This window comes from Fictibacillus macauensis ZFHKF-1 (assembly GCF_000269865.1).
GTDB classification, from domain to species: domain Bacteria; phylum Bacillota; class Bacilli; order Bacillales; family Fictibacillaceae; genus Fictibacillus_C; species Fictibacillus_C macauensis.
In genome coordinates, this window is sequence record NZ_AKKV01000007.1 from 26451 (window position 1) to 52389 (window position 25939).

24 protein-coding genes are annotated in these 25939 nt (G+C 43.2%); 4 read left to right on the plus strand and 20 right to left on the minus strand.

Annotated features, from left to right (window positions below; genetic code table 11):
• Positions 1 to 17: 17 nt before the first annotated feature.
• Together A374_RS20415 and A374_RS00930 are read left to right on the plus strand one after the other, a co-directional pair.
• Positions 18 to 188 carry a hypothetical protein gene (locus tag A374_RS20415; RefSeq protein WP_156793093.1) on the plus strand — a complete coding sequence of 57 codons (171 nt, stop codon included), beginning with the start codon at positions 18 to 20 and terminating at the stop codon, positions 186 to 188.
• An 81-nt stretch (positions 189 to 269) separates the two neighbouring features.
• The gene (locus tag A374_RS00930) at positions 270 to 995 is read left to right on the plus strand and encodes a glycerophosphodiester phosphodiesterase (RefSeq protein WP_007200287.1); all 726 of its coding nucleotides are present in this window, start codon (positions 270 to 272) and stop codon (positions 993 to 995) included.
• Positions 996 to 1686: 691 nt separating this feature from the next.
• Here A374_RS00930 and rnz read toward each other — a convergent pair.
• The 7 genes from rnz to A374_RS00970 form a co-directional block, all read right to left on the minus strand.
• Positions 1687 to 2637 (minus strand): ribonuclease Z, encoded by a 951-nt coding sequence (gene rnz / locus A374_RS00940; protein ID WP_007200288.1) that lies wholly within the window; start codon positions 2635 to 2637, stop codon positions 1687 to 1689.
• Between the two features lie 14 nt (positions 2638 to 2651).
• On the minus strand, positions 2652 to 3857 hold the full coding sequence (locus tag A374_RS00945; protein ID WP_007200289.1) for a DNA polymerase IV: 1206 nt from the start codon (positions 3855 to 3857) through the stop codon (positions 2652 to 2654).
• Between the two features lie 127 nt (positions 3858 to 3984).
• Entirely contained in the window at positions 3985 to 4494 is a 510-nt protein-coding gene (locus A374_RS19415) for a MarR family transcriptional regulator (RefSeq protein WP_007200290.1), read from the minus strand.
• A 161-nt stretch (positions 4495 to 4655) separates the two neighbouring features.
• Positions 4656 to 5777, minus strand: a complete 1122-nt coding sequence (locus A374_RS00955) for a tripeptidase T (RefSeq protein WP_007200291.1) — start codon at positions 5775 to 5777, stop codon at positions 4656 to 4658.
• An 18-nt stretch (positions 5778 to 5795) separates the two neighbouring features.
• Positions 5796 to 7346 carry an acyl-CoA carboxylase subunit beta gene (locus A374_RS00960; protein WP_007200292.1) on the minus strand — a complete coding sequence of 517 codons (1551 nt, stop codon included), beginning with the start codon at positions 7344 to 7346 and terminating at the stop codon, positions 5796 to 5798.
• Positions 7346 to 8194: a methylmalonyl-CoA epimerase gene (gene mce / locus A374_RS00965; RefSeq protein WP_007200293.1), complete on the minus strand. Its 849-nt coding sequence runs from the start codon at positions 8192 to 8194 to the stop codon at positions 7346 to 7348. Before mce ends, A374_RS00960 begins: the two co-directional genes overlap by 1 nt.
• A 21-nt stretch (positions 8195 to 8215) precedes the next feature.
• On the minus strand, positions 8216 to 9805 hold the full coding sequence (locus tag A374_RS00970) for an acyl-CoA mutase large subunit family protein (RefSeq protein ID WP_050979692.1): 1590 nt from the start codon (positions 9803 to 9805) through the stop codon (positions 8216 to 8218).
• A gap of 224 nt (positions 9806 to 10029) precedes the next feature.
• Here A374_RS00970 and prli42 point away from each other — a divergent pair, with 224 nt between their 5' ends.
• Positions 10030 to 10122, plus strand: coding sequence for a stressosome-associated protein Prli42 (gene prli42, locus A374_RS20420; RefSeq protein WP_156793094.1), 93 nt, complete (start codon positions 10030 to 10032; stop codon positions 10120 to 10122).
• Positions 10123 to 10146: 24 nt separating this feature from the next.
• On the opposite strand, the gene A374_RS00975 is transcribed toward prli42, so the two are convergent.
• The 12 genes from A374_RS00975 to A374_RS01030 form a co-directional block, all read right to left on the minus strand.
• Positions 10147 to 11136: an aromatic acid exporter family protein gene (locus tag A374_RS00975; protein ID WP_007200295.1), complete on the minus strand. Its 990-nt coding sequence runs from the start codon at positions 11134 to 11136 to the stop codon at positions 10147 to 10149.
• 133 nt (positions 11137 to 11269) lie between these two features.
• Entirely contained in the window at positions 11270 to 11992 is a 723-nt protein-coding gene (locus A374_RS00980) for an amino acid ABC transporter ATP-binding protein (RefSeq protein WP_007200296.1), read from the minus strand.
• Positions 11985 to 13445, minus strand: coding sequence for an ABC transporter substrate-binding protein/permease (locus A374_RS21015; RefSeq protein ID WP_007200297.1), 1461 nt, complete (start codon positions 13443 to 13445; stop codon positions 11985 to 11987). The genes A374_RS00980 and A374_RS21015 overlap by 8 nt, the downstream gene beginning before the upstream one ends.
• A 202-nt stretch (positions 13446 to 13647) precedes the next feature.
• Entirely contained in the window at positions 13648 to 14079 is a 432-nt protein-coding gene (locus tag A374_RS00990) for a BrxA/BrxB family bacilliredoxin (protein WP_007200298.1), read from the minus strand.
• Positions 14080 to 14235: 156 nt separating this feature from the next.
• Entirely contained in the window at positions 14236 to 15522 is a 1287-nt protein-coding gene (locus A374_RS00995) for a dihydrolipoamide acetyltransferase family protein (protein WP_007200299.1), read from the minus strand.
• Positions 15523 to 15546: 24 nt separating this feature from the next.
• On the minus strand, positions 15547 to 16530 hold the full coding sequence (locus tag A374_RS01000) for an alpha-ketoacid dehydrogenase subunit beta (RefSeq protein WP_007200300.1): 984 nt from the start codon (positions 16528 to 16530) through the stop codon (positions 15547 to 15549).
• 14 nt (positions 16531 to 16544) lie between these two features.
• The gene (locus A374_RS01005) at positions 16545 to 17537 is read right to left on the minus strand and encodes a thiamine pyrophosphate-dependent dehydrogenase E1 component subunit alpha (protein WP_007200301.1); all 993 of its coding nucleotides are present in this window, start codon (positions 17535 to 17537) and stop codon (positions 16545 to 16547) included.
• Between the two features lie 32 nt (positions 17538 to 17569).
• Entirely contained in the window at positions 17570 to 18991 is a 1422-nt protein-coding gene (gene lpdA / locus A374_RS01010) for a dihydrolipoyl dehydrogenase (RefSeq protein ID WP_007200302.1), read from the minus strand.
• A 51-nt stretch (positions 18992 to 19042) separates the two neighbouring features.
• Complete coding sequence (buk, locus tag A374_RS01015) at positions 19043 to 20125, minus strand: butyrate kinase (protein WP_007200303.1); 1083 nt, start codon at positions 20123 to 20125, stop codon at positions 19043 to 19045.
• 35 nt (positions 20126 to 20160) lie between these two features.
• Complete coding sequence (gene bcd, locus A374_RS01020; RefSeq protein WP_007200304.1) at positions 20161 to 21261, minus strand: branched-chain amino acid dehydrogenase; 1101 nt, start codon at positions 21259 to 21261, stop codon at positions 20161 to 20163.
• 23 nt (positions 21262 to 21284) lie between these two features.
• Complete coding sequence (gene yqiS / locus A374_RS01025) at positions 21285 to 22190, minus strand: phosphate butyryltransferase (RefSeq protein ID WP_007200305.1); 906 nt, start codon at positions 22188 to 22190, stop codon at positions 21285 to 21287.
• Positions 22191 to 22333: 143 nt separating this feature from the next.
• A complete protein-coding gene (locus A374_RS01030; RefSeq protein ID WP_007200306.1) occupies positions 22334 to 24376 on the minus strand; it encodes a sigma-54 interaction domain-containing protein in 2043 nt (680 codons plus the stop codon).
• 131 nt (positions 24377 to 24507) lie between these two features.
• Here A374_RS01030 and A374_RS01035 point away from each other — a divergent pair, with 131 nt between their 5' ends.
• A complete protein-coding gene (locus A374_RS01035) occupies positions 24508 to 24753 on the plus strand; it encodes a DUF2627 domain-containing protein (protein ID WP_007200307.1) in 246 nt (81 codons plus the stop codon).
• Positions 24754 to 24796: 43 nt separating this feature from the next.
• Here A374_RS01035 and A374_RS01040 read toward each other — a convergent pair whose 3' ends face one another.
• Positions 24797 to 25912 (minus strand): PQQ-dependent protein, encoded by a 1116-nt coding sequence (locus A374_RS01040; RefSeq protein ID WP_007200308.1) that lies wholly within the window; start codon positions 25910 to 25912, stop codon positions 24797 to 24799.
• Between the last annotated feature and the right edge of the window lie 27 nt (positions 25913 to 25939).

Consider the following 25939-nt stretch of genomic DNA (forward strand, 5'->3'; position numbering starts at 1 on the left):
AACGGGAGGTATTTTATATGCTTGGTCAAGAAGCTGTCGAGCGTTACAATCTGTTGTTTAAAGAATTCGAACGTTTTCTTACACGACCGTTAACGATGAAAGAGAAAACCTTTTTAAAATGGATGGCAACACATGACATTGAAATGGAATACTTTCGCAAACAAACATCGATTACCTCCTCCTCATGAGGAGGTTTATTTTTTTGTTTAGCACACCTATGGTAAAGTGAATGCTAGAAAGAAAGAGCAAGAAAAAGGAGTGACTCTCACATGACTTACATATACGGACATCGCGGTGCTAGCGCACACTGTCCCGAAAATACGATGGCTGCCTTTGTCAAAGCACTGGCATGTGGCGCCGATGGCATTGAGCTTGATGTTCATTTAACAAAAGATCGCATTCCCGTTATTATTCATGATGATCAAGTAAAGCGCACGACAAACGGCAAAGGCTGGGTAAAGCATCTCTCCTTGGATGAAATCAAGCGCCTTGATGCCGGAAGCTGGTTCAGCCCAGCTTTTAAGACCGAGAAAATTCTTACCTTACAAGAATTTCTAGAGTGGATTGCGCCTACTTCTCTTTTCTTAAACATCGAATTAAAAAACAATACTGTTGAGTATGAAGGAATGGAAGCGCTCGTCTATAATCTCGTGCAAACGTATGAAATGAAGGAGCGAACCATATATTCTTCCTTCAATCACTACAGTCTCGTGCAAATGAAGAAAATCGATGAAAGTGTGGAAACAGCGACGCTTTATTCTTCGGCACTGTATAAGCCATGGGCTTATGCAAAAAGTCTTGGTGCAAGCAGCGTTCACCCACACTACAAAACTTTAAAACCAGCTATCATTCAACAATTAAAAGCACATGGAATCGGCATTCGACCTTATACCGTTAATCAAGAAAAATGGCTAACTTATTTTTTTCAACAGAACATTGATGCCATTATTACCGATTCCCCTGATGTAGCACATGCCATTCGACACTCATGTTAACAAGAAAGGACTTGGTACACACTATTTCCTCGGTTTTGTGGCGCATTCGCGAGCTTTGCTCTTGAATTACTCTCTTTTTGATTTCTTGCACATGCTCTGAAGGCGAATTTATCTTGTTTGCGCGCGGTTCGAGTACCCCTGCGCGCGAACTCATCGGGTCTGCGCGCGAACTCACCGGGTCTGCGTGCGAATCGAGTACCTCTGCGCGCGAACTCACCGGGTCTGCGCGCGATTCACTCTTTTCTCAATCATTGCATGGCTTGCACGCAATTTTACTCGTTTTTTTGGCGCATTCGTGATCTTTGCTCTTGAATTACTCTCTTTTTGATTTCTTACACATGCTCTGAGGGCGAATTTGTCTTGTTTGCGCGCGAATGGAGTGCCTCTGCGCGCGAACTCACCGGGTCTGCGCGCGAATGGAGTACCTCTGTGCGCGAACTCTCCGGGTCTGCGCGCGAATCGAGAGCCTCTGCGCGCGAATTGGAAGCTCTTGCGCACGATTCACTCTTTTCTCAATCATTGCATGGCTTGCACGCTACCACTTTCATTTGAAAATTCTTCAAGTAAGGCAGCGTTTATGACAGGAAACTTGAACGCAACACAATCCAAAAAGAAAATAACAAGCAACATAAAAAAAATGGCTTCAGCATAAAAAATGATGCTGAAGCCATTTTTTATGAGTTAAGGCTGTTTATGTCCCAGCCGCTTCCCTCACTGTTCCGCTAGCATCCAATCGATAACAGGCAAAATCACGCGCCACTGCTACATGATTCGTCTGTGTCTTTGCTTCGGCAATTAGCAAGGCTTCATCTTGTTCAGAATAACGCGCACTTACATGTTGAAGGATGAGAAAGCGCGCTTTCGCTTCAGCGGCAACGCTACCAGCTTGTTGCGCGGAAGAATGGCCATATGCGTTTACGTGCTCCACACGCTCATGAAGAGATGTAGCTTCGTGAAGAAGTACATCTGCGTCCTGCGCTAACGCAATTGCGGCAGCACATGGTCGGGTATCGCCTAAAATCGTCACAATACGTCCTCTCGTCGCTGCTTCCACAAAGTCTTGGCTCTTCAGACACGTCCCATCTTCTAACCACACATCTTGTCCTTCTTTTAATTGACGAAACAAAGGACCCGCAGGAATGTTCAAGGCGCGTAGCTTCTCCACTTTCAGACGCCCCGGGCGATCATGCTCTTGAATTCGATATCCGTAACATGGAATGACATGATCTAATTGTCGCACTTCAACAGAAAACCCTTCATCGGTAAATAAGAGTCCCTCTTCTTGAATTTCATGCACAATCAAAGGATACGTTACATGCGTTTCACTCAGCGTAAATACCGTATCAATATACTGTTTTAACCCTATAGGACCATAGATATGAAGGGGCGCCCCTGTTCCTAAGAACGAGCGACTTCCTAAAAGTCCTGGTAAGCCAAATAAATGATCGCCATGAAGATGGGTAATCATTATTTTTGTAATTTTACCAGGCTTGATTGGTGTGTGTAACATTTGATGTTGCGTCCCCTCGCCACAATCAAATAACCATACAGAGGCGTGGTCATTTATCTTTAAAGCGACACTGGAAACGTTTCGTGCTTTAGAAGGCATTCCAGCGCCTGTTCCTAAAAATTGCAACTCCATCTCTTCACACCTTTTCATTCATCATGCGGCTCTAAAGGAGCGGCTTCCGCTCCTTTACGAATCGATGACTGTCCAAATTTTTCTTGTAAATTTTGTACAAGTTGATTTACTTTTTCTGTTTTCTCATCCTTCTCGTAGGTGAATAAATCCATTTGCCGAAAAGCATGTTCTTTTGACAGTAATGCACTTGCTGTAATCCCAAGTAAACGCACGGGTTCGCGTGTCCAATGCTTCAAAAAAAGCGCCCACGCTTCCTGTAAAATGATTTGTTTTTCATGAAACGTATTATCTAAGGCTTTACTTCGCGTCACCGTCTTACGGTCACGATAACGAATCACAATTTGCACGTGTTGCCCGACCACGCTTTTTTCAAACATTCGTTTTTCAACAGAAGTCGCCAATGAGGAAAAAATGTGAAACAGAGATGCTTCGTCATCTAGATCCTCGGCGAGCGTAGTAGAATTACCAATCGATTGAAATTCATCGGCGCGTTGTGGATTTACTGGCGAGTCATCGATCCCATTGGCACGCTCCCACATTTTCACACCATTTACGCCCATGCGCTGTTTCATCGTATAACGATCTTGCTGCGCTAAGTCACCAATCGTATAAATGTCATACTGCTTCAGCTTTTCAGCCGTAGCTTGGCCAATGCCGTGCATTTCAGCTACATGTTTTGGCCATAAAATATGGTGCACTTCCCGCTTGCGCAAAATTGTAATTCCCATGGGTTTTTTCATATCCGATGCCATTTTTGCTAAAAATTTATTCGGTGCAATGCCAATGCTACACGGTAAGCCAATTTCCTCATATAAACGCCGTTGAAGGTCCTGTGCAATTTCAATGGGGTTAGACGCTAAATGCGTCACATCCATATAGCCTTCATCGATGGAAACAGGTTCGACCATCTCGGTATATTCACGCAACAGTTGAAACATTCTTTTTGAAAAGGTACGATATTTCGGGAAATCCGGTCGACGAATAATGAGTTCAGGACAAAGTCGTTTTGCCTGCCATAAGGGCATTGTCGTCTTTACGCCACGCTTTCGTGCTTCATAGCTACAGGTCACGATAATACCGCGTCGCTCTTGAGGATTCCCGGCAATGGCAAGGGCTTTTCCTTTCAATGAGGGATCTACCACGCTTTCCACAGAAGCATAAAAACTATTCATGTCTACATGTAAAATGAACCGACGTTTTCCTACAGATTCTTGATTCATAGCAGCCGACCCCTTTCACTCTCTTATTATTATACGAAGAAAAGCAAAAAAGAGACAAGGAATCTCTCCATGTCTCTTTCCTACTATAATGGTTTAAGAGATGAACAATCGTAGACAGCTTGTCTTTTTACGATTTTACTTCTGCTACATCCATTAATTGATTCCCTGTATGTTCAATCCATTGAACATATTCTTTGCCATGAAAATGTTCATTAATATCTTTATGTAATGCTACTAATTGAGCAGTAAATTGCTCTTTATCAATATCTTGGCTCCACTTTTCAAAATAAGAGAAGACGGGGTTGCGGTCCGCACTCGATTGCTGTTGCTTTTCCACTCCCTCTGCTGTTAACGTCACATAAGAAATGCGGCGATCATGATCTTTTTTCATAAGCTGAATAAATCCTTTTTCTTTTAACCGCTTGATCACTTGCATGACCGTTGAAACATCCCATAAGCCAAGCTGTGCAATACGCGTAATCGTTGCTTCTTTTTCAAAAGAAACAATCCAAAGAATGTGCTGTTCAGCTTGCGTTAAACCAATCGCTTTCGCTGACTTTTGCCACTCGTCTTCTAGGACCTTATAAACACCTCGTAAATAGTTCATCATCATGTGCATTTTTGCTAAATCACTCATTCTATCCCTCCAGCTTCCATCAATTCATACATATATTTCCACTACTGAACTATCAACAACTATACTAATTCATGTGAAAACTGTCAACCTTTATGTTAAAAGAGATGAACAATTAAGCAAAAGGAGCCAGTCTCAATGAGAATTGGCTCCTTTTTTATCCTTTATGCTTGTGCCACTTCTTGAATGACCGCCACAACCATTTCCGCTGTTTTGTTCAATTCTTCAATTGGCATTCTTTCATTTTTCGTATGAATATCTTCATAGCCTACCGCTAGATTGACTGTTGGAATTCCATGTCCGGCAATGACGTTTGCATCACTACCGCCACCGCTGTGCAGCAAACGATGTGGTCGACCAATGCGCGTTGCTGCTTTTTTGGCAATTTCAACAACGTGATCGCCATCTCCAAATTTAAAGCCTGGGTACATAATGTCTACTTCTACCGTCGCTTTGCCACCAAACTCTTGTGCTGTTTCTTCAAATGCTTTTTTCATTTTAGCAACTTGTGCTTCCATTTTTTCAGCAATCAATGAACGTGCTTCTGCAAGGATAAACACATGATCGCATACGATGTTCGTTTGCGTTCCGCCTTCAAAGCGACCGATATTAGCCGTCGTATCTTCATCAATGCGACCAAGTGGCATACGAGACACAGCCTTTGACGCTAGCGTAATAGCTGATACGCCTTTTTCAGGTGCCACACCTGCATGCGCTGTTTTGCCATAAATGTTCACGTGGAGCTTGGCTTGTGTTGGTGCAGCAACGATAATATCGCCTACTTTTCCATCGCTATCAAGCGCAAAGCCGAATTTCGCCGTTAATTTTGCCGGATCGAGCACTTTGGCACCGACGAGACCTGACTCTTCACCAACAGTAATAATGAATTGAATATCGCCGTGTTCGATTTCTTGTTCTTTTAAAAGACGAATTGCTTCAAACATTGCAGCAAGGCCCGTTTTATCATCCGCGCCAAGAATTGTCGTGCCATCCGTCACAACATATCCATCTTTGATCGACGGCTTCACACCAGCACCCGGAACGACCGTATCCATATGTGATGTAAAATAAATTGGATCTACGCCTTCTTTTGTCCCTTTAAGCGTACAAATTAAGTTGCCCGCGCCATGGCTCGTTTGGCTTTCTGCATCATCTTCGTATACGTCTACACCGAGCGCCTCAAATTTTTTCTTTAAAACGATTGAGATTTCTTTTTCATGTTGCGTTTCTGAGTCAATTTGCACAAGTTCTAAAAACTCTTCTAATAGACGTTGTTCATTTACCATGTGTAGTTACTCCTCCATTTACAACGGAATGTTTCCGTGTTTCTTCCACGGACGGTCTTCCTTCTTCGTACGTAACATATCAAGCGCCGCAATCAGTTTCGTGCGCGTATCGCGCGGATCAATCACATCATCCACCATGCCACGCGAAGCGGCCACGTACGGATTAGCAAACTTCGTGCGATATTCGTCGATTTTTGCTTGTCGCGTCGCCTCGGGATTGTCACTTTGTGCGATTTCCCGGGCAAAAATAATATTTGCCGCTCCCTGTGGTCCCATTACAGCGATTTCAGCGTTCGGCCAGGCAAACACAAGGTCAGCGCCAATGGACTTACTGTTTAGCGCCACGTACGCTCCACCATACGCTTTTCGCGTAATCACCGTTATTTTCGGTACCGTCGCTTCGGAATACGCATATAAAATTTTCGCACCATGTCGGATGATTCCACCATGCTCTTGCTTAATGCCTGGGAAAAAGCCCGTCACATCTTCAAATGTAATCAGTGGAATATTGAATGAATCACAAAACCGAATAAACCGCGACGCCTTGTCCGAAGAATCAATATCCAGACCGCCTGCCATCACTTTTGGTTGATTACATACTAATCCTACCACTTCTCCTTTGATCCTGGCAAAACCAACGACTATATTTCGCGCAAAATTAGCGTGGACTTCAAAAAAAGATGCCTCATCGACGACTTCAGCAATAACCTTGCGAACGTCATACGGCTTTGTGCTATCAAACGGCACCTGATCTACTAAATGCGGTCGATCATCACTTGCTTCGTGATCAACAGGTAGAGCTTGTGGCTTTTCTTGGTTGTTTTGCGGTAAATAGTGCAACAACGTGCGCACTTGTTGAAGCACTTCCGCTTCGGTACTTCCCATAAAGTGCGCATTTCCGCTTTTGGAGGTATGCACTTTTGCACCACCAAGATCTTCGGAAGAAATTTTTTCACCTGTAACCGTTTCAATCACTTTCGGTCCCGTAATAAACATTTGGCTCGTCTCTTCTACCATGAAAACAAAATCAGTAATCGCAGGTGAATAGACAGCGCCACCTGCACACGGTCCGAGAATAACGGAGATTTGTGGAATAACACCCGAGTAAATGGAGTTTCGATAAAAAATTTGTCCGTAGCCATCTAATGACACGACGCCTTCTTGTATACGGGCACCACCAGAATCATTTAATCCGATAAAAGGTGTACCGTTTTTTGCGGCTAAATCCATGACGGCCGCAATTTTATGCGCATGCATTTCACCTAGTGCACCACCAAAGACGGTAAAGTCTTGTGCGAAGAGATACACTGGGCGACCATGAATTTTACCAAAGCCTGTTACAACCCCTTCCCCCGGCGCTTTCATGGCATCAAGACCAAAGTCTGTACAACGATGTTCAATAAAGGGATTTAATTCAATAAACGTTCCTTCATCAAGCAATAAATCGATGCGTTCACGTGCCGTAAGCTTGCCGCGTTCGTGCTGCTTATCAATTTTTTCATCGCCACCGCCAAGTTCCACTTCACGCTTTTTATCGTATAACTCATCCATCACTGAGAAATGATCCATTAAGAAACACCGCCTTTTACAACCGGCTTTTCACATAGCTCAAAAAGAACTTTATGCGTAGAGGCTGGGTGAATAAACGCAATGTTAGCGCCTCCCGCTCCAGGAACAGGTTGATCTTGAATCATTTTGATTCCCTGTGCCTTTAACTCTGCAATTCGTTCAGTCAGGTCGGTGACGCCAAGTGCAATATGATGCACCCCTTGACCGCGTTTTGCTATGAATTGTGCTACTGCGCTTTGGTCACTCATCGGCTCTAATAGCTCAAGGCGAACGTTGCCAATCTGTAAAAAGGCAACTTTTACTTGCTGGGTACTGACCTCTTCAATGGCCTCTAACGTTAAGCCTAGTACATTTACGTAAAACGGCAACACCTCATCTAGTGAAGCAACAGCAATTCCAATATGATCAATGCGCTCCGGAGGCGTTACGTTCCCTGTAACCGGCAAGCCATCTCGTTCACGTACCGCTTTTTCTATGTAAATCGCGGTTTCTTGCAGAGGTGTACCGGGTGTAAAAATCTTTTGAATCCCTGCTTGCTCTAAAAACGGAATGTCTTCCCACGGAATGACACCGCCACCGATTACGATAATATCGTCTGCGCCTCGTTCCTTTAATCCTTTCATCACTTCTGGAAATAGTTCGTTATGCGCCCCTGACAAACACGAAAGGCCAATTGCATCTACATCTTCTTGAATGGCTGCGGCAACAATTTGTGCGGGCGTTTGGCGCAATCCGGTATAAATCACTTCCATTCCATAGTCACGTAAGGCCTGTGAGATAACAAGCGCTCCACGATCGTGCCCGTCAAGCCCTGGCTTTGCTACTAATACACGAATCTTCTTTTCCATATGAATCCACTCCTACTCTCTCTATACTCCCGTAAACTCCCCAAATTCTTGACGAAGCACGCCACATATTTCACCAATCGTACAGTACGATTCCACACAGGCAATAATAAGTGGCATCAAATTATCGGTACCTTGCGCTCCGCGTTGAAGCGCTTCCAACTGAGCGCTCACTCGGTTCTGATCTCGCGTATTACGCAAAGCCGCTAGCTTTTCTTTTTGCTTCTCTCCAAGCGACGGATCAACCCGTAATAACTCCGGCTGCGGCTCATTTTCCATTTTAAAAGAGTTCATTCCAACAATGACCTCTTCACCACGTTCGATTGCTTTTTGCGTTTCATAGGACGTATGATGAATTTCCCGCTGCATATAGCCTTGCTCGACAGCTGCTACCGCTCCGCCAAGTGCCTCAATTTTGTCTAAATAGTTCGCTACACCTTGTTCCATTTCATCGGTTAGTTGCTCCACATAAAAAGAGCCCGCTAGTGGATCTACCGTGTCAGCCACGCCACTTTCATGTGCAATAATTTGTTGTGTACGAAGCGCAATGCGCGCAGAATCTTCGGTTGGCAAAGCGAGCGCCTCATCGCGTGAATTCGTATGCAAACTTTGTGTACCGCCCATGACGGCTGAGAGTGCTTGCAGCGTTACACGAACGATGTTGTTATCCGGCTGTTGCGCCGTGAGCGTGGAGCCTCCGGTTTGCGTATGAAAGCGGAGCTGCCAGCTTTTCGGATTTTGTGCTTTATATTTTTCTTTCATTAATTTCGCCCAAATACGTCGTGCTGCTCGAAACTTCGCCACTTCTTCAAAAAATTGATTGTGCGCATTAAAAAAGAACGCCAATCGTGGTGCAAAGTCATCGATTTCTAAACCGACCGCTAGTGCTGCTTCTACATAGGCCATGCCATTTGCAATCGTAAAGGCTAATTCTTGTAGCGCATTGGCTCCCGCTTCGCGAATATGATAGCCAGAAATACTAATCGTATTCCATTTCGGGACATGCTCTTTGCAATAGGCAAAAATATCTGTAATGAGACGCATGGATGGCTGCGGTGGAAAAATATACGTTCCCCTTGCAATGTATTCTTTTAAAATATCATTTTGGATGGTGCCAGAAATAAGGTGTGATGCTACGCCTTGTTTTTGGGCAACGACAATATACATCGCAAGCAATACAGCCGCTGGTGCATTAATCGTCATGGACGTGGATACTTGATCGAGAGGGATTCCTCGTAAAAGCGCTTCCATATCTTCCAACGAATCAATGGCAACCCCAACTTTTCCGACCTCTCCTTTTGCCATCACATGATCGGAATCATAGCCAATTTGCGTCGGTAAATCAAATGCAACGGAAAGGCCTGTTTGTCCTTGCTCTAATAAATAACGAAACCGTTTATTCGTTTCCTCCGCCGATCCAAACCCAGCGTATTGCCGCATCGTCCAATAACGAGCACGATACATGGTTGGTTGAATTCCACGCGTAAATGGATATTCGCCAGGCAATCCGAGTTTCTCCATAGGATAGCGCTCATCTTCAAGACCATATAACCGGTCCACCGTCAGCTCAGAGCTCGTTGTAAAAGTTTCCTTACGTTCTGGAAAGCGTTGCATGCCTTTTTCTGTCGCAAGCTTCCATTTTTTAATGCGATCGTGATGTTTATTCACTATGCTGCCTCCCTACATCCTATCATTCGACATTTTCCGTTCCTTCCATAGTTCTTGTTTTGTTCCGTTATTTCCTGCTTGATTTTATAAAAAATGCAAAGAAACCGTAGATTTATTGTCTCTACCATAAATTCTTTGTACAATATAAGGAGAATAAGGGGGCACTTATTATGTCAAAAAAAATAATGAAAACCGTGGTTGTTGTTATGCTCTGTTGCTTATTGCTTACAACACTCTTAGCAGGCCTTTCTGCACTTCTTTAAAGGCTACAAAAAAACAGGTCATTCTCACTTGGAGAATACCTGTTTTTTTGGAGTAGGAATACCTGATGGATGAAAGCTTTTTTTAATCAGTAAATAGTGTTCAATTTCATGAAGCAGCGCAATCAGCTTTGAACGCGTTTCAAATTCTTCTCGGTCTTTTGGCAGCGGCATCTCACGAAATTTTTCACGCATAACATCAATGATTTCTAAATACTTCACCGCTGTGTTCCCAGGATGAACGGCCTCGCTAATACTTTGAAAGAAATCGCCTAGCATCAAGCTTTGTACATACCGACGATCTAATGAAGAAAGAATGGGCACCATCCGTTCAATTCGCTCTAACTGTTTTTCGCGCATTTTAAAATAATGATAATATTTATTTTCATAGCGCACGGTATGATTTTCAATATCTCGAAATGCTAAGTTCTTTCCTTCGTCGATCAGTTCAGCAGCTCGGGTAATTTCTTTTCCATCCCACATATGACTTTGTTCATACAAATACTGCTTAAACTCCATAAAGATCGCTTTAAACTGCTCTTCTAGTTCTCGTTGGCGAAGCTTAAGCGTCCGTTCCATGCTCGGCATGTATAAATTGACGAGTAGGGCAATCCCAATGCCAATAACAATCAGCGCAGCTTCATTTAAAACGGCTTGAATGCTTATGTATTGCAAGTTATATAAATGCAAAATAATAACCGCGCTCGTTATGATTCCTTCTTTCAAATGAAACATGACGAGCACAGGGATAAATAAGAGCAATAACAAGGCAACACTCCACGGATGATAGCCAAGCGTCGAAAAAAAGATCGCGGCAAACAGTATGCCAATCATGCAGGCAGCAACGCGTTCCCAGGCGGAAATTAACGATCGTTTTTGTGTTACTTTTACACATAATATGGTTAGTATTCCAGCTGAACTATAAAACTGTAAATCAAGCCATTGAGCAATAGCAATTGCCAAACCTGCTCCAATTGCTGTTTTTATCGTTCGATAGCCGATTTTATAACCGGTCATAAACTACTTCCTTTCACCTTTGATTCATTTGTATTATTCTACTTCATTCAAAAGAAATACGATAATAATTTGTTTTACAACGTAGAATTATAAAAAAAAAAGCGTCGCAGCACACTGTCTGCAACGCCATGATTTATAATACTTTTTCTAAAAAAGCTTGTGCACGCTCACTTTTCGGTGCGGCAAAAAACTGTGCAGGTGACGCATCCTCAACGAGCAAACCACCGTCTAAAAATAAGACGCGATCAGCCACTTCTTTAGCAAAGCCCATTTCATGCGTAACAATGACCATTGTTATACCTGAATGTGCTAATGACTTCATGACTTCTAATACTTCTTTTACCATTTCAGGATCAAGCGCTGACGTTGGTTCATCAAATAAAATTACTTCTGGCTCCATAGCAAGCGCGCGCGCAATCGCTACCCGTTGCTTTTGTCCTCCCGACAACCGATTCGGATACTCGTTTTCTTTATCGGCAAGTCCTACTTTTTGCAGCAATTCTCGTGCCTTTTGCACGGCTGTTGCTTTTCCTACCTTATTCACTGTAATCGGCGCATACGTTATGTTTTCTAAAACCGTCATATGCGGAAATAAGTGAAAATGTTGAAAGACCATGCCAATTCTCTTGCGAACCGCTTGAAGCTTGGCCGCATGTGCTGTTACTTCCTCACCTTGATAAACAATGCGACCGGACGTTGGCACTTCTAAAAAGTTAATACAGCGTAGGAAAGTTGATTTACCGGAACCGGATGGGCCGATGACTGCGACAACCTCTCCTTGTTCAATATGAGCGGAAATCCCTTTTAACACATCATTTTTCCCAAATGATTTATGCAACTTTTCAATATCAATCACTGCGACTCATTCTCCTTTCTAGCATTCTGCCGAGCACGGTTAGAATCATAACCATGACATAATAAATGACCCCAGCCACTAGAAGCGGCTCTAGATAGCGATAAGAATCGGCACTAACAATTTGCGCGCGACGCATGATGTCCATCGTGCCAATCACAGCCACAATTGCTGATTCTTTTGTTAACGTAATAAATTCATTCATTAAAGATGGCAATATATTTTTTAGTGCTTGAGGTAAAATGATTTGGCGCATCATTGCACTTTTCGGTATACCAAGTGCCATTGAAGCTTCCCGTTGTCCTTTATCCACGGCATTAATACCACCACGAATAATTTCAGAAACATAGGCTGCAGAGTTTAAGCCAAAGGTAAGCACCCCGGCAACAAATGCGCTAATTTTATAGCCTGTTACTTGCGGTGTCGCATTGTAAATAACAATAAGCTGTAAAATAAGCGGTGTGCCTCGGAAAATAGACGTATAGGCATCCGCAAACCAGCGAAGCGGCTTTACGCCTCCAATTTTACAAAGCGCCAGCAACGTTCCTAGTAAAAAGCCAAAAATGATAGAAACAACGACAAATTGTAGCGTTGTGACAATTCCTTTAAGAATGAAGGGAACCGATGGGAAAATCTCCGAAAAATCAATAATCGCTCGCTTCTCATCACTTGCTTTCTTTTTAGGTTCAAACCATTTTTTTGCGATTTTTTCAATGTCGCCATTTTTTTTCATCGTTGCGATTTGTTCATTAAATTTTTCCGTTAACGCACTGTTCTTAGGTAAAGCGATAGCTGTTCCTGTGGCATCGGAATGAGGAATTTTAAAGCCCGATAAGTCCGGGTTTTTATTTAAATACTCTACCGCCACGCCATCTTCAATAACCGCCGCATCCATGCGGCCACTCTTTAATTGCTCTACAAGATCGGTTACTTTATTTTGCTTATCAATAGCTACATCGTTCACTTGACTCGCAATTTTCTTAGCTTCTTTTTCTTGAATGGAACCAAGTTGCACCCCAATGGTTTTTCCTTGTAAGTCTTTTACCTTTTTTATGCTTTTTTGATTCGTTACAATCATTTGTGACGCTTTATAGTAGACCGAGCTAAAATCAATTTTCTTTTTTCGTTCGGCATTTGGCGTCATTCCAGCCATTACAAAGTCTACACGGTTGGCGTCCAACGCTGGAATTAATCCATTAAAGTCCATATCTTTTATTTCCAAATTATAGCCTAAGCGATCCGCAATTTTCCGCGCAATATCCACATCAAAGCCAATTACATCAGAACTTTTTTTCGTATCGACAAATTCATACGGTGCATAATCAGCAGACGTTCCCATGACGAGCGTTTTTGCATGCTTTCCTTGAGCGGCTGCGTGTTGTTGAAAAGGTGTAAACAGCATACTACTAATCGTTACCATAAGTATCGTTAGCAGTAGCCAACTTGATTTTTTCATGAATCAAACTCCCCCTTACGTTTCTCTATTGTCATGTAAACAAATTAATAATTATTCATATTAATGCATTTTAACACATTTTAAAAGGAAAGCGTACTTTTTGATTATTCTGAATTTAAGGCTCGTAAAGAAACGTAAATATGAGAAAAGACCCCTCACATCATAGGAGAAAGGTCTTTATGTTTCCATCTAGAAGATTGTATTAGCGACAATAGGTTTCAAAAGCATTCATTAATTTATTCACAACATTCATTGGCTCTTCGCCTTCAATTTCGTGGCGCTCGACCATCATTTGAATTTCGCCATCTTTTAGAAGCGCAAATGATGGGGATGATGGCGCATACCCTGTAAAATAAGAACGTGCTTTTTCCGTCGCTTCTGCATCTTGTCCTGCAAAGACGGTGACAAGATGATCCGGACGTTTTCCTTGTTTTACGGAATACGAGGCAGCCGGACGAGCAATTCCTCCCGCACACCCACAAACTGAATTGATCATTACGAGCGTTGTACCACTTTTCGCCATTGCTTCATCTACCGCGTCAGGTGTTTGCAACTGTGTATAGCCTGCTTCAATCATTTCTCTACGCGCCGCTTCTACGGCATCGTCCATGAAGAAGTTAAAATTTAAGTTCATGAAACCACATCCCTTTTTTCTTTATTGTACCGAATTTTTGTGCACAATCAAAGAAAAGACGCTTATTTAAAAGCGTCTTATCCAATAGGGGGTATAGGGTTTGGAGGTGTAGATAGTATTCCATTCCCGCCTCGCTATTTTTAAAACCTATTTTCTTTAATAAATTGAAACTGTTTCACTAGAAATGTTTTCCAAGCGTTCTTTCACGCGAGCTAAGAAACGACCACATACAAGACCATCTAACACGCGATGATCAAGCGATAAACAAAGGTTTACCATATCGCGAACAGCAATCATGCCATTGTTCATTACAACAGGACGCTTCACAATCGATTCTACAGAAAGAATCGCGGCTTGTGGATAGTTAATGATTGGCTGCGACATAACCGAGCCAAAAGAGCCCGTATTATTAACCGTAAAGGTGCCGCCTTTCATATCATCAGCGCCAAGCTTATTGTTGCGAACTTTATCTGCTAAATCTTTTACTTCACGCGCTACACCTTTAATGCTTTTCTCATCCGCATGTTTAATAACAGGTACATATAGTGCAGTATCCGTTGCAACAGCAATTGAAATGTTAATATCTTTCTTTTGGATGATTTTATCGCCTGCCCACATCGAGTTCAGTTGGGGGAATTCTTTTAGTGATTCAACGACTGCCTTTATGAAGAACGGTAAGAACGTAAGATTGTAGCCTTCCTTCGTTTTAAAGTCGTTTTTCACAGAATTACGATAGTCCACTAAGTTCGTAACATCCACTTCCACCATCGTCCACGCATGAGGTGCTTCATGCTTACTACGAACCATATTCGCAGCAATTGCTTTACGAACGCCATTGACTGGGATTTCTAGATCTCCCGGTGCTGATTCGATTGGCGCCGCTGCAGGTTGCGATGATGCTTTCGGCGCTTGTGGTGTTGGTGCTTGTGCTACTGGCGCTTGGGAAACAGGTGCTTCTGCTGGTGCTGATGGCGCCGTTGGAATGTTTCCTGAAGCAATGATGGCATTCAAGTCTTTACGCGTAATGCGACCATTTAAGCCCGTTCCTTTCACATGATCCAAGTTAATGTTATGCTCACCTGCTAGGCGCAATACAGCAGGTGAAAAACGTGCTTTACTTCCTTCTGTTTCTACGGCTTGCTCTGATGAAACTTTATTCTCACGTTGAGGAGCCGCTTCCGTTGGCGCTTGCTCACCGCCACCTTCTGTTTCAATGTAACAAATGAGTTCACCAACAGCGAGTGTATCTCCTTCGCCAGCTACGAGATCTTTAATGACACCGGAAAAAGAGGAAGGCACTTCTGCATTCACTTTATCCGTCATCACTTCCGCAAGCGGGTCGTATTTTTTTACCGTATCGCCAGGCGCTACGAGCCATTTAGAAATTGTTCCTTCGGTTACACTTTCCCCAAGTTGGGGCATTACGATTTTTTCTGTCGCCATGTTTTTACCCTCCTGCTTACAGCATTAAAATGCAGCCAATTCCCTCATTGCTTTTTCCACTTTATCTGGATTGATCATGAAGTATTTTTCCATTGTTGGTGCATAAGGCATTGCCGGTACATCTGGACCTGCAAGGCGTTTAATTGGCGCATCAAGCTCAAATAAGCAATGTTCAGCAATAATTGCGGCTACTTCACTCATGATGCTACCTTCTTTGTTATCTTCCGTAACAAGCAACACTTTACCTGTTTTCGTTGCTGCTTCAATAATCGCTTCTTGATCTAGTGGATAGACTGTACGTAAATCAAGCACGTGGACAGAGATTCCGTCTTTTTCAAGTTTTTCAGCTGCTTGTAACGCAAAGTGCACACTCAGTCCGTATGTAATGACAGTAATGTCTTCTCCTTCACGCTTCACATCTGCCTTACCGATCGGCAGTACATATTCTTCTTCTGGAACTTCACCTTTAATTAGACGATACGCCCGCTTATGTTCAAAGAAAATAACCGGATCTTCGTCACGAATCGCTGCTTTTAACAACCCTTTTGCATCATAAGGTGTGGATGGCATGACAATTTTCAAGCCGGGAACGTTCGCGAATAGCGCTTCAACAGATTGTGAATGATAGAGCGCACCATGAACACCGCCGCCATAAGGCGCACGAAACGTAATAGGACATGACCAATCGTTGTTTGAACGATAACGGATTTTTGCCGCTTCTGATACAATTTGGTTCACCGCTGGCATAATAAAATCAGCAAATTGCATCTCAGCAATTGGACGCATACCATACATAGCAGCACCAATACCCACTCCTGCAATTGCAGATTCTGCAAGTGGTGCATCAATCACACGCTCTTCTCCAAATTCTTCAATTAAGCCAGCAGTAGCGCGGAACACGCCTCCACGTACCCCAACATCTTCTCCAACAACAAACACTTTCTGATCGCGTTGCATTTCTTCACGCATCGCCTGTGTAACTGCTTCAATATATGAAATAATCGGCATCGCTATCTTCCCCCTTACTCCGCATATACGTAGCGCATCGAAGATTCTGGATCTGCGTATGGCGCTGCTTCTGCATAATCAGTTGCTTCATCAATTACAGTCGCAATTTCGTCTGTTAATTGCTGTTGCAGCTCATCTGTCAATACACCTGTTTCTTTTAAGTACGCCGCAAACGTGAGCAGCGGGTCTTTTGCTTTTGCTTCTTCCACTTCTTCTCGTGAACGATAGGCACGATCATCATCATCACTTGAATGTGGTGTTAAGCGATAGGATACAGTTTCAATGAGCGTCGGACCTTCACCGCGTCGACCGCGATCCGCTGCTTGTTTCACTGCTTCATACACAGCTAATGGATCATTTCCATCCACTGTTACACCTGGAATTCCGTAACCTAGCGCGCGATCGGAAACATTTTCACAAGCCAACTGCTTAGAAATTGGAACCGAAATCGCATATTTATTGTTTTCACACATGAAAATCACTGGTAATTTATGCACGCTTGCAAAGTTAATTCCTTCGTGGAAATCTCCTTGGTTAGAAGACCCTTCACCAAACGTTGTAAATGTGACTAAATCTTTGCCTTCTAATTTTCCACCAAGCGCCATTCCAACGGCATGGGGAACTTGTGTTGTTACCGGTGAAGAACCTGTCACAATGCGGTACTTTTTAGCACCAAAGTGACCTGGCATTTGACGGCCACCGCTATTCGGATCTTCCGCTTTCGCAAAGCCAGAAAGCATTAAATCACGAGCCGTCATACCAAACCATAGAACAACGCCCATGTCACGATAGTACGGTAATACGTAATCTTTTTCGCGATCTAAAGCCATAGCCGCTCCTACTTGAGCCGCTTCTTGCCCCTGACACGAAATAACGAATGGAATTTTACCAGCGCGATTTAATAACCACATACGCTCGTCAATCTTTCTTGCCATTAGCATCGTTTTGTACATTTCAAGTACATTTTCGCTGCTTAATCCTAATTTCTCATGGCGATTTTCTCCCATGATGGATCCCTCCTCATACAATCTACAAAGTATTAAAAATGTATTGCTTTGCCATCAACAGCAAGCGCTGCTTCACCAATCACTTCTGATAGCGATGGATGTGGATGAACGGTATGCGCAATTTCAAACGGCGTTGCATCAAGCACGCGAGCAAGTCCTGCTTCAGAAATCATATCTGTTACGTGTGGTCCAATCATATGAACACCTAGAAGGTCATCCGTTTTCTCGTCCACAACAAGTTTCACAAAACCATCTGATTCACCGTAAACAAGCGCTTTACCAACTGCTTTAAATGGAAATTTCCCAATCTTTACAGCATAGCCTTTTTCTTTTGCCTCTTTTTCTGTATAGCCTACGCTTGCCATCTCTGGAGAGGAGTAGATACATTTAGAGATCATGCTATAATCGAGCGGATGCGGATTTTCATTACAAAGATGCTCAACGGCTGTAATCCCTTCATGAGAAGCAACATGAGCAAGTTGTAAGCCACCAATCACATCTCCAATCGCATAAATATGGCTTTCTGCCGTTTGAAACATATCATTCGTTTCAATAAAGCCGTTCTTAACAGCGATGCTTGTATTTTCAAGACCGATGCCTTCTACGTTCGCTTGACGTCCAACGGAGACTAGCAATTTTTCAGCGCTATACGTTTCGGTTGTACCTTTACGTTCAGCTGAAATGGAAAGCTGTGCGTCTTTTTGTAAGGTTTCTGGCAATACTTTCGCACTTGTTACGAGCTTAATGCCTTTTTTCTTTAACAAGCGCGCCGCTTCTTTTGAAATCTCTTCATCTTCGGTTGGTAAAATGCGATCGGCATATTCGAGCACCGTAACGTCTACACCAAAATCATTCAGCATCGATGCCCATTCGATGCCAATCACCCCACCACCAACGATGATCATGGAACTAGGAAGAGATTCCATCGTTAAGGCTTCGTCAGACGAGAGCACGCGCTCACCATCAAATTCAAGCCCAGGCAACGTGCGAGGACGAGAACCTGTCGCAACAATTACATTTTGTGGAACAAGCATTTCGTTTTCGCGACCATCTTTAAATTCTACAGAAATTGTGCCTGGCATTGGCGAGAAAATACTCGGTCCTAAAATGCGGCCCATTCCTTCAAAGACTTGAATGTCGCCTTTTTTCATAAGATGCTTAACACCATTATGAAGCGATTGAACAATGCTTTCTTTACGGCTTTGAACTTGTTGAAAATCGAGGGATACTCCATCAATTTGCACGCCGAATTCGCTTGCTTTTTTTGCTGTACGATACACTTCAGCACTGCGCAGTAAAGCTTTACTCGGAATACATCCTTTATGTAGACATGTTCCACCAAGCAAACCTTTTTCAACGACTGCTACTTTTTTCCCAAGCTGCGCTGCTCGAATGGCTGCTACATAACCACCCGTACCGCCACCCAGTATGACTAAATCAAAATCTGTTGCCATAAATTGGATCTCCTTTAATTCGTTTTACGTAAGAAGCGCTACTTTCTTCGTTTATTGTGGATATACTTTCGCGACTTCTTCTTTACGAAGGACGCGTAAACCGCCTTCTGCGAGCGCTTGAAGTTCATTTTCGCCCGGTTGCACGATGACATCAGCAATCCATTCAATGCGTTCGGTAATTTTCTTTACAAATTCTTTGCCATACGCTAAGCCGCCGGTAATGATAATGGCGTCGACTTTTCCGTATAAAACCGCACTAGCCGCAGCAATTTCTTTCGCCACGCCATAAGCCATCGCCTCATACACCATCGCTGCATCCTTATTGCCATTAGCAATCATTTCTTCGACTTTTACCGCATCATTTGTACCAAGATAGCCAACGAGCCCACCTTGTCCTACGAGCTTTTTCATAATTTCTTCTGCATAATACTCACCAGAGAAACAAAGTTCAACCAATTGTCCCGCCGGTACAGTACCAGCTCGCTCTGGTGAAAAAGGTCCTTCACCATGAAGACCATTATTGACATCTACGACTTTACCATGTTCATGAACACCAACGGTAATGCCACCGCCCATATGCGTCACAATCAATCGAAGGTCTTCGTATGCCCGACCAAGCTCTGCAGCCGTTCGCCGCGCTACTGCTTTTTGATTTAACGCATGGAAAATGCTTTTGCGCTCAAGCTCTGGCACGCCAGAAAAGCGTGCAAGTGGCCCCATCTCATCAACAACGACAGGGTCTACAATAAAGGATGGAATATTTAAACCACTTGCTATTTCATACGCCAGAATACCACCTAAGTTAGAAGCATGTTCTCCAGCATAACCTCGTTTTAAATCATGAAGCATGTCATCATTGACGGCGTACGTACCACCCTGGATGGGACGAAGCAAACCGCCTCGCCCAACAACAGCGTGTAATTTGGAAATATTAATGCCTTCATGATGTAACGCTTCTAATATGGTTTGTTTGCGAAAATCATATTGATCAATAATATGAGAAAACGCCGATAATTCTTCCGTACTATGTCGAATGGTTTTTTCTAAGATCGCGCGTTCGTTATCGTAAATCCCGATTTTCGTCGACGTCGAGCCTGGGTTGATGACGAGCAAACGATATTCATTCTGGTGCACGAGTGAGACCTCCAAATAATAATCCTTATCGCAACTTAACGAATGCGGTTAGAAAGCACATGTCTTTCATTCACTAGAAATTGGCTTCTAGAATTACGCATTCTTTCAATTCTTTCTTCAGCAAGACGATCGGCCGCTACATACGTAGGAATGTTGTCACGTTTTGAAATATCGATAACTTTTGCAATGTTATCATAAATCGTTTCAACTTTCTTTAACGCCCGCTCACGATTGTAGCCATTTAATTCGTCTGCTACGTTAATAACGCCACCCGCATTAATAACATAGTCTGGTGCATATATAATGCCCATTTCGTGAATAGCGTCACCATGACGTGTTTCACGAAGCTGATTGTTGGCAGCTCCTGCAATTACTTTTGCTTTAATTTGCCCAATCGTCTCGTCATTAATAATCGCGCCTAGTGCACATGGTGCAAAAATATCGCAATCGACGCTATAAATTTCACTTGGATCAACAGCTTTTGCACCAAATTCAGTAACAACACGATCCACTGCTTCTTTATTAATGTCCGTTACGATCAGTTGCGCGCCTTCTTCATGAAGGTGACGGCAAAGGTTATATGCCACATGGCCAACACCTTGAACAGCAATGACTTTTCCTTCAAGAGAATCTGTGCCAAATGCTTCATTCGCTGCTGCTTTCATTCCTTTATATACACCGTAAGCTGTGACAGGAGACGGATTACCCGAAGAACCAAAAGCCGGAGAAACGCCCGTAACAAATGGTGTTTCTTGATAAATCATATCCATATCTTCTACTGTCGTACCTACATCTTCTGCTGTAATATAACGACCATTTAAGCCTTGAATGTAACGACCAAAGGCACGGAACATTTCTTCATTTTTATCTTTTTTAGGATCGCCAATGATGACTGTCTTTCCACCGCCAAGGTTTAAGCCAGCTGCTGCGTTTTTATACGTCATTCCACGCGCTAAACGAAGTGCATCTTCAAATGCTTCTTCTTCTGATTTGTACGTCCACATTCTCGTTCCACCTAGAGCGGGTCCAAGCGTCGTATCATGAATAACGATAATTGCTTTCAAACCTGATTGTTTATCTTGACACACTACCATTTGTTCGTAATCATAAGTTTCCATATATTTGAAGTATTCCATGTTTCATTCCTCCTAATAGTTGTTCATTCAGATTCGTTTTGTAAAGATGTGATGGCGAGCGCGATCGAATAGAGTTTACTTTGCGCAGAATCCGATCGTGATGTTAAAACAATCGGCGCTTTGGCACCTGCAATCATTCCGCCATTTTTAGCGTGTGCAAAGTAGACGAGAGATTTATACAGTACATTGCCTACCTCAATGGAAGGAACCATTAATATATCCGCACGCCCTGCCACTTCTCCATCAATATGCTTCATTTTTGCAGCATGGAGATTAATAGCATTGTCTAGTGCTAATGGACCATCAACGATACACCCTTGAAGTTGACCGCGACGATTCATCGTCGTTAAAAGTGAGGCATCGGTTGTTGCGCTCATCGCTGGATTGAGTGTTTCAACAGCGGCCAGAACAGCTACCTTTGGTAAAGGTACACCCATTCCCCTTGCCACAGCTGCTGCATTTTCAATGATTTGTGCTTTTTGCGTTACATCTGGGGCGATATTCATGCCCGAATCGGTTATAAAAAGCAAGCGATCATAGCCTGGGACTTCAAAAACGGCCACGTGAGACAATACATTACCCGTGCGTAATCCGTATTCTTTATTTAAGACAGCCTTCATTAATGTCGCTGTTGGCACATGCCCTTTCATTAAAATATGCGCATCCCCAAAGTGAACAGCTTTTACTGCTTCTAGCGAGGCGTGAGCAGCGTCGGTGGGAAAGACTTCTAGCTCGTGTGAGCGCTGCAACTCATGTTTGTGCAGTAAGCGTTGGATTGCTTGTTCATCTCCGTACAAGCGAAAGGATGCTAATCCAAGGTTATACGCTTCTTTTACACTAAGGATCACTTCCTCATCCTCTGCATGAGCGACCGCGATGATTTTCTTTGCTTGCTCAGAAATGGCGGATACTACGTGTTCTAATTTCACTTCTTCGCCTCCTTTCACCACTCTTATCTATATTGCAAGTTCTGTGCCAACTTTTCCACGTCGTCAAAAGGCGGATTTGCGTATTTTTTTCATCCTTACTATGAAAGCGATTGCAAACCATGAATAATATTGCATGCAAGTTTTTACATCATATGATATTTTTCAAGTTTATAATACAAACTTCGCAGCGAAATGCCTAATACTTTTGCACATTTCGTTTTATTTCCCTCAAAGCGTTGCAACGTTTGTTCAATAATTTGCTGTTCAACACGTTCTAGCTGATCCGCTAAGGACGCCTCACTCTGTTCATGTGTTGGTAGCTGCTCGCGATGTTGTTGTAACGGCGGCGCAAGCGCAATGTGCTCCGAGCCAATCATATGCGCTAATAGCGGCATATGAATCATCGCTCGTCCTAGTACATTTTCAAGCTCTCGCACGTTACCTGGCCAATCATATTGTTGTAAAACGAGGAGCGCCTCCTGTGTTACTCCTTCTACATTCTTTCCATAGTCTTGATTAAGCTTATGAATTAAATGCTGACATAACAAGGGGATATCCTGTTTTCGTGACCGTAATGGGGGGATGAAGATGGGCATCCGATTTAAGCGATAGTATAAATCTTCTCGAAAAATACCTTCACCAATTTTTCGTTCTAGATTCATATTCGTTGCAGCAATCACACGAACATCAATCGGAATAGAAGTCGTACCGCCTACTTTACGAATTTCTTTTTCTTGCAAAACGCGTAACAGTTTTGCTTGCATTTGCGGTGCTAATTCACCAATCTCATCTAAAAAAATGCTCCCGCCATTTGCTTCTTCAAATAACCCTCGCTTGCCGCCGCGAACGGCACCTGAAAATGCACCTTCCACGTAACCAAACAATTCGCTTTCTAAGAGCGACTCCGAAAGAGCAGCACAATTCACACGAATAAACTTGTTATACTTGCGAGCACTACCATTATGAATGGCATGTGCAAATAGTTCTTTACCTGTTCCAGATTCACCGCGCAATAATACCGTCGCTGGCGTGGATGCAGCAAGTCCAGCTTGCTCGATGGCAAACTTCATTTCCTCAGATTGACCGCGGATGTCTTCAAACGAATATTTTGCTTCGAGCGTTCGAATAATTTGGCGTGCCCGGCTGAGTTCTTCTGTTAAGGATTTAATTTCTGATACGTCGTGCACAACGCCAACGCTGCCTTTCAGCTGGCCGTCTACAATGACAGGCGCAACATTTACAATCACATCTCTTTTTTGTGGACCAACCTTCAATCGTGCACCGCGAATCGGTTTTCGATTGTTTAACACTTGCATGTGAATGCTTTCTCCTTCAGAAATGTCGATGGCCGCTGGATGCCCAATAACATTTTCTGAGGAAAGACCGGTTAACTTCGTATAAGCTGGGTTTACCATCATGTTGTTTCCGTGTTCATCGACGACTGAGATCGCTTCTTCCGAAGACTGTATGATGGCTTTGAGCATCGATTCAATGCTTTTTAAATTGGTCACTTCTTCTGCTAAATCAATCATTTCAGTAATATCGCGAAAAACAGCAAAAGCGCCGACTTTTACACCGTATTCATCGACAACAGGAATGCGGGTCGTAATAATTCTCGTCCCATTATCAAGCACTTGCTCTTGATTGATCTCCTCTTTTCCGTCTCTCATCACTTTTGGCAGACGACTCGTCGGAATCACATCGGTTATTAGCTGACCGATGACTTCTTCTTTTCGACAGCTTGTCATCTTTTCAGCACTTTTATTAAATAACGTAACTTTTGAATCCACATTAATGGCAATCATGCCATCATGCGCCGATTCTAAAATGGCATTAATCTTATGTAACTTACTCTTATAAGAAGGAATATAGTCTTCACTTGTCGCTAGCGTTTGGCAAAATCTCCATGCTTTACTAGCGGGTATGACCGTTACAGTAGGCCCCCCCATCGCTTTTGCTGCTTGGAGTGATAACCCTTCCGTAAAATCAAAGATAAAATCGACATGTCCCTTCTTAGGATCTTCCATTGATTGCAATGGAAATAAAAATTGTTGTGCTAATCGTTGCATCATAGAAGAGGGTGTAGAGGTTATGACCGCTTCGATTTGTAACACACGAGTGGAAGCCAGTAAACGTACGAACGCATCGATTTGTTCTCCCGATCCATAAATGACAGCTTTTTGCATAGGACACTCCTCATGCTTTGCAATAAATTTCATAACCATCATATCGTTATATGAAATGAATTGCAACCTCCTTCTAATGACAAGGCTTACATTTTCCAGTACACTAAAAGAAGAATAAAGGGGGAATCCTTATGCAGCGCCTTGTTGCCTTACTTATTATGCTTATCCCTGGAATCATTGGTGTGATTGGTGTCAAACTGATGAGAGATGTTTTGTTTGGAATTGTCCATCGTGGCTTCTTTTCGTTAACACTTCAATTTATTATCGGCTTGCTGATGCTTCTCGGCGGCCTAGCTTTTGTCGGTGGCTTCATTTTTTATCGCGACCGCAAACGTAATAAAGTACAACCGAAATTCCAGCGCAAGCCTTCTTCCTAACTTGTATAAAAAAAAGAGCGATAAACTATGAGCGCTCTTTTTTTTATGAACAAAAAGTACCAATGGTCACACCAAACGGAAAACTTCCAACTGGTACTTCCGCGACGACAGTATTGGTCCGTAAATCAATGACAGAGACGTTGCTTGAAAGTGCATTGGCGACATACGCATAGCGACCGTCAGGCGTAATGGCAATGCCTGTAGTCAATTGCCCGCCCGTCGGAATGACCGCGGTTTGTGTGTTGTTAACCGTATCGATGACCGTAACCGTTCCGTTTGTCGTATCGGTCGCATATAGACGCGAACCGTCAGGCGATAACGCCAAATAGTTCGGATTGGACACATTTGCAATTGTCGCGCTTACCGTATTAGTCAGAACATCGATTACACTTATGGAATCGTCATCGCGATTAGCTACGTAGGCTGTCGTTCCATCACGCGAAAAGACAATGCCTGCTGGATTACCGCCAACGTTAATCGTCGCCGTTACCGTATTGTTACTCGTGTCAATCACGTCTATCGTATTAACATTTGTACCGGCAACGTAAGCTACACTACCATTAGGCGAGATAGCGATCGTGCCGGCAATGCCGCTAACCGGAATAACGGCAACGATCGTATTCGTCGCCGTCTCGACTACCGTAACCGTTTCCGCCAAAAAGTTTGCTACATATAAATAGGCATTATTGGGCGTTAAGGCGAGATCGACCGGACTCGTAATGCCTGTAATCGTCGTGATGGTTTCACCCGTTGTGCTCGCTACGACGGAAATCGTATTATCCGCTAAATTCGCCACGTAAAGAAGCGATTGATCGGACGATAATACGAGCGACCGTGGTTGTGTCTCGACCGTATAAGTGGCAATGACCGTATTCGTTGCCGTATTGATTACAGAAACCGTAGATGATCCAGAATCGGCGATAAATGCGAGTACAGAACAATTACTAAGTGGATACAGTCCGTAATACAGTGCAGCCACATCACAGCACCCTACCGTAACTATACTTCCCGATCCAATACGCGCCCCTCTTATACAGCCACTCGTTGTGTCAACACTAAGAAACACAATAGGAAGTGGCGTAGCATACGACGATAAAAACAGCGTAATGATTTGACCTCTTATGATATGAACGAGGCGAGAACACATGCAATTAGACATGACTTTACCTCCTCTCCTCGTCTAGTG

Coding starts and splice junctions, on each gene's coding strand:
- A374_RS01005 (WP_007200301.1), bottom strand. CDS start 17,537: ATGGGAGAAAATCGCCATGAGAAATTAGGATTAAGCAGCGAAAATGTA.
- lpdA (WP_007200302.1), bottom strand. CDS start 18,991: ATGGCAACAGATTTTGATTTAGTCATACTGGGTGGCGGTACGGGTGGT.
- A374_RS00960 (WP_007200292.1), bottom strand. CDS start 7,346: ATGGATCATTTCTCAGTGATGGATGAGTTATACGATAAAAAGCGTGAA.
- A374_RS00970 (WP_050979692.1), bottom strand. CDS start 9,805: ATGCAACGCTTTCCAGAACGTAAGGAAACTTTTACAACGAGCTCTGAG.
- prli42 (WP_156793094.1), top strand. CDS start 10,030: ATGTCAAAAAAAATAATGAAAACCGTGGTTGTTGTTATGCTCTGTTGC.
- A374_RS01040 (WP_007200308.1), bottom strand. CDS start 25,912: ATGTCTAATTGCATGTGTTCTCGCCTCGTTCATATCATAAGAGGTCAA.
- A374_RS01000 (WP_007200300.1), bottom strand. CDS start 16,530: ATGCCGATTATTTCATATATTGAAGCAGTTACACAGGCGATGCGTGAA.
- A374_RS19415 (WP_007200290.1), bottom strand. CDS start 4,494: ATGAGTGATTTAGCAAAAATGCACATGATGATGAACTATTTACGAGGT.
- A374_RS00930 (WP_007200287.1), top strand. CDS start 270: ATGACTTACATATACGGACATCGCGGTGCTAGCGCACACTGTCCCGAA.
- mce (WP_007200293.1), bottom strand. CDS start 8,194: ATGGAAAAGAAGATTCGTGTATTAGTAGCAAAGCCAGGGCTTGACGGG.
- A374_RS00945 (WP_007200289.1), bottom strand. CDS start 3,857: ATGAATCAAGAATCTGTAGGAAAACGTCGGTTCATTTTACATGTAGAC.
- A374_RS01035 (WP_007200307.1), top strand. CDS start 24,508: ATGCAGCGCCTTGTTGCCTTACTTATTATGCTTATCCCTGGAATCATT.
- bcd (WP_007200304.1), bottom strand. CDS start 21,261: ATGGAATACTTCAAATATATGGAAACTTATGATTACGAACAAATGGTA.
- A374_RS00990 (WP_007200298.1), bottom strand. CDS start 14,079: ATGAACTTAAATTTTAACTTCTTCATGGACGATGCCGTAGAAGCGGCG.
- A374_RS00955 (WP_007200291.1), bottom strand. CDS start 5,777: ATGGTAAATGAACAACGTCTATTAGAAGAGTTTTTAGAACTTGTGCAA.
- A374_RS00995 (WP_007200299.1), bottom strand. CDS start 15,522: ATGGCGACAGAAAAAATCGTAATGCCCCAACTTGGGGAAAGTGTAACC.
- A374_RS00975 (WP_007200295.1), bottom strand. CDS start 11,136: ATGACCGGTTATAAAATCGGCTATCGAACGATAAAAACAGCAATTGGA.
- A374_RS21015 (WP_007200297.1), bottom strand. CDS start 13,445: ATGAAAAAATCAAGTTGGCTACTGCTAACGATACTTATGGTAACGATT.
- A374_RS20415 (WP_156793093.1), top strand. CDS start 18: ATGCTTGGTCAAGAAGCTGTCGAGCGTTACAATCTGTTGTTTAAAGAA.
- rnz (WP_007200288.1), bottom strand. CDS start 2,637: ATGGAGTTGCAATTTTTAGGAACAGGCGCTGGAATGCCTTCTAAAGCA.
- A374_RS01030 (WP_007200306.1), bottom strand. CDS start 24,376: ATGCAAAAAGCTGTCATTTATGGATCGGGAGAACAAATCGATGCGTTC.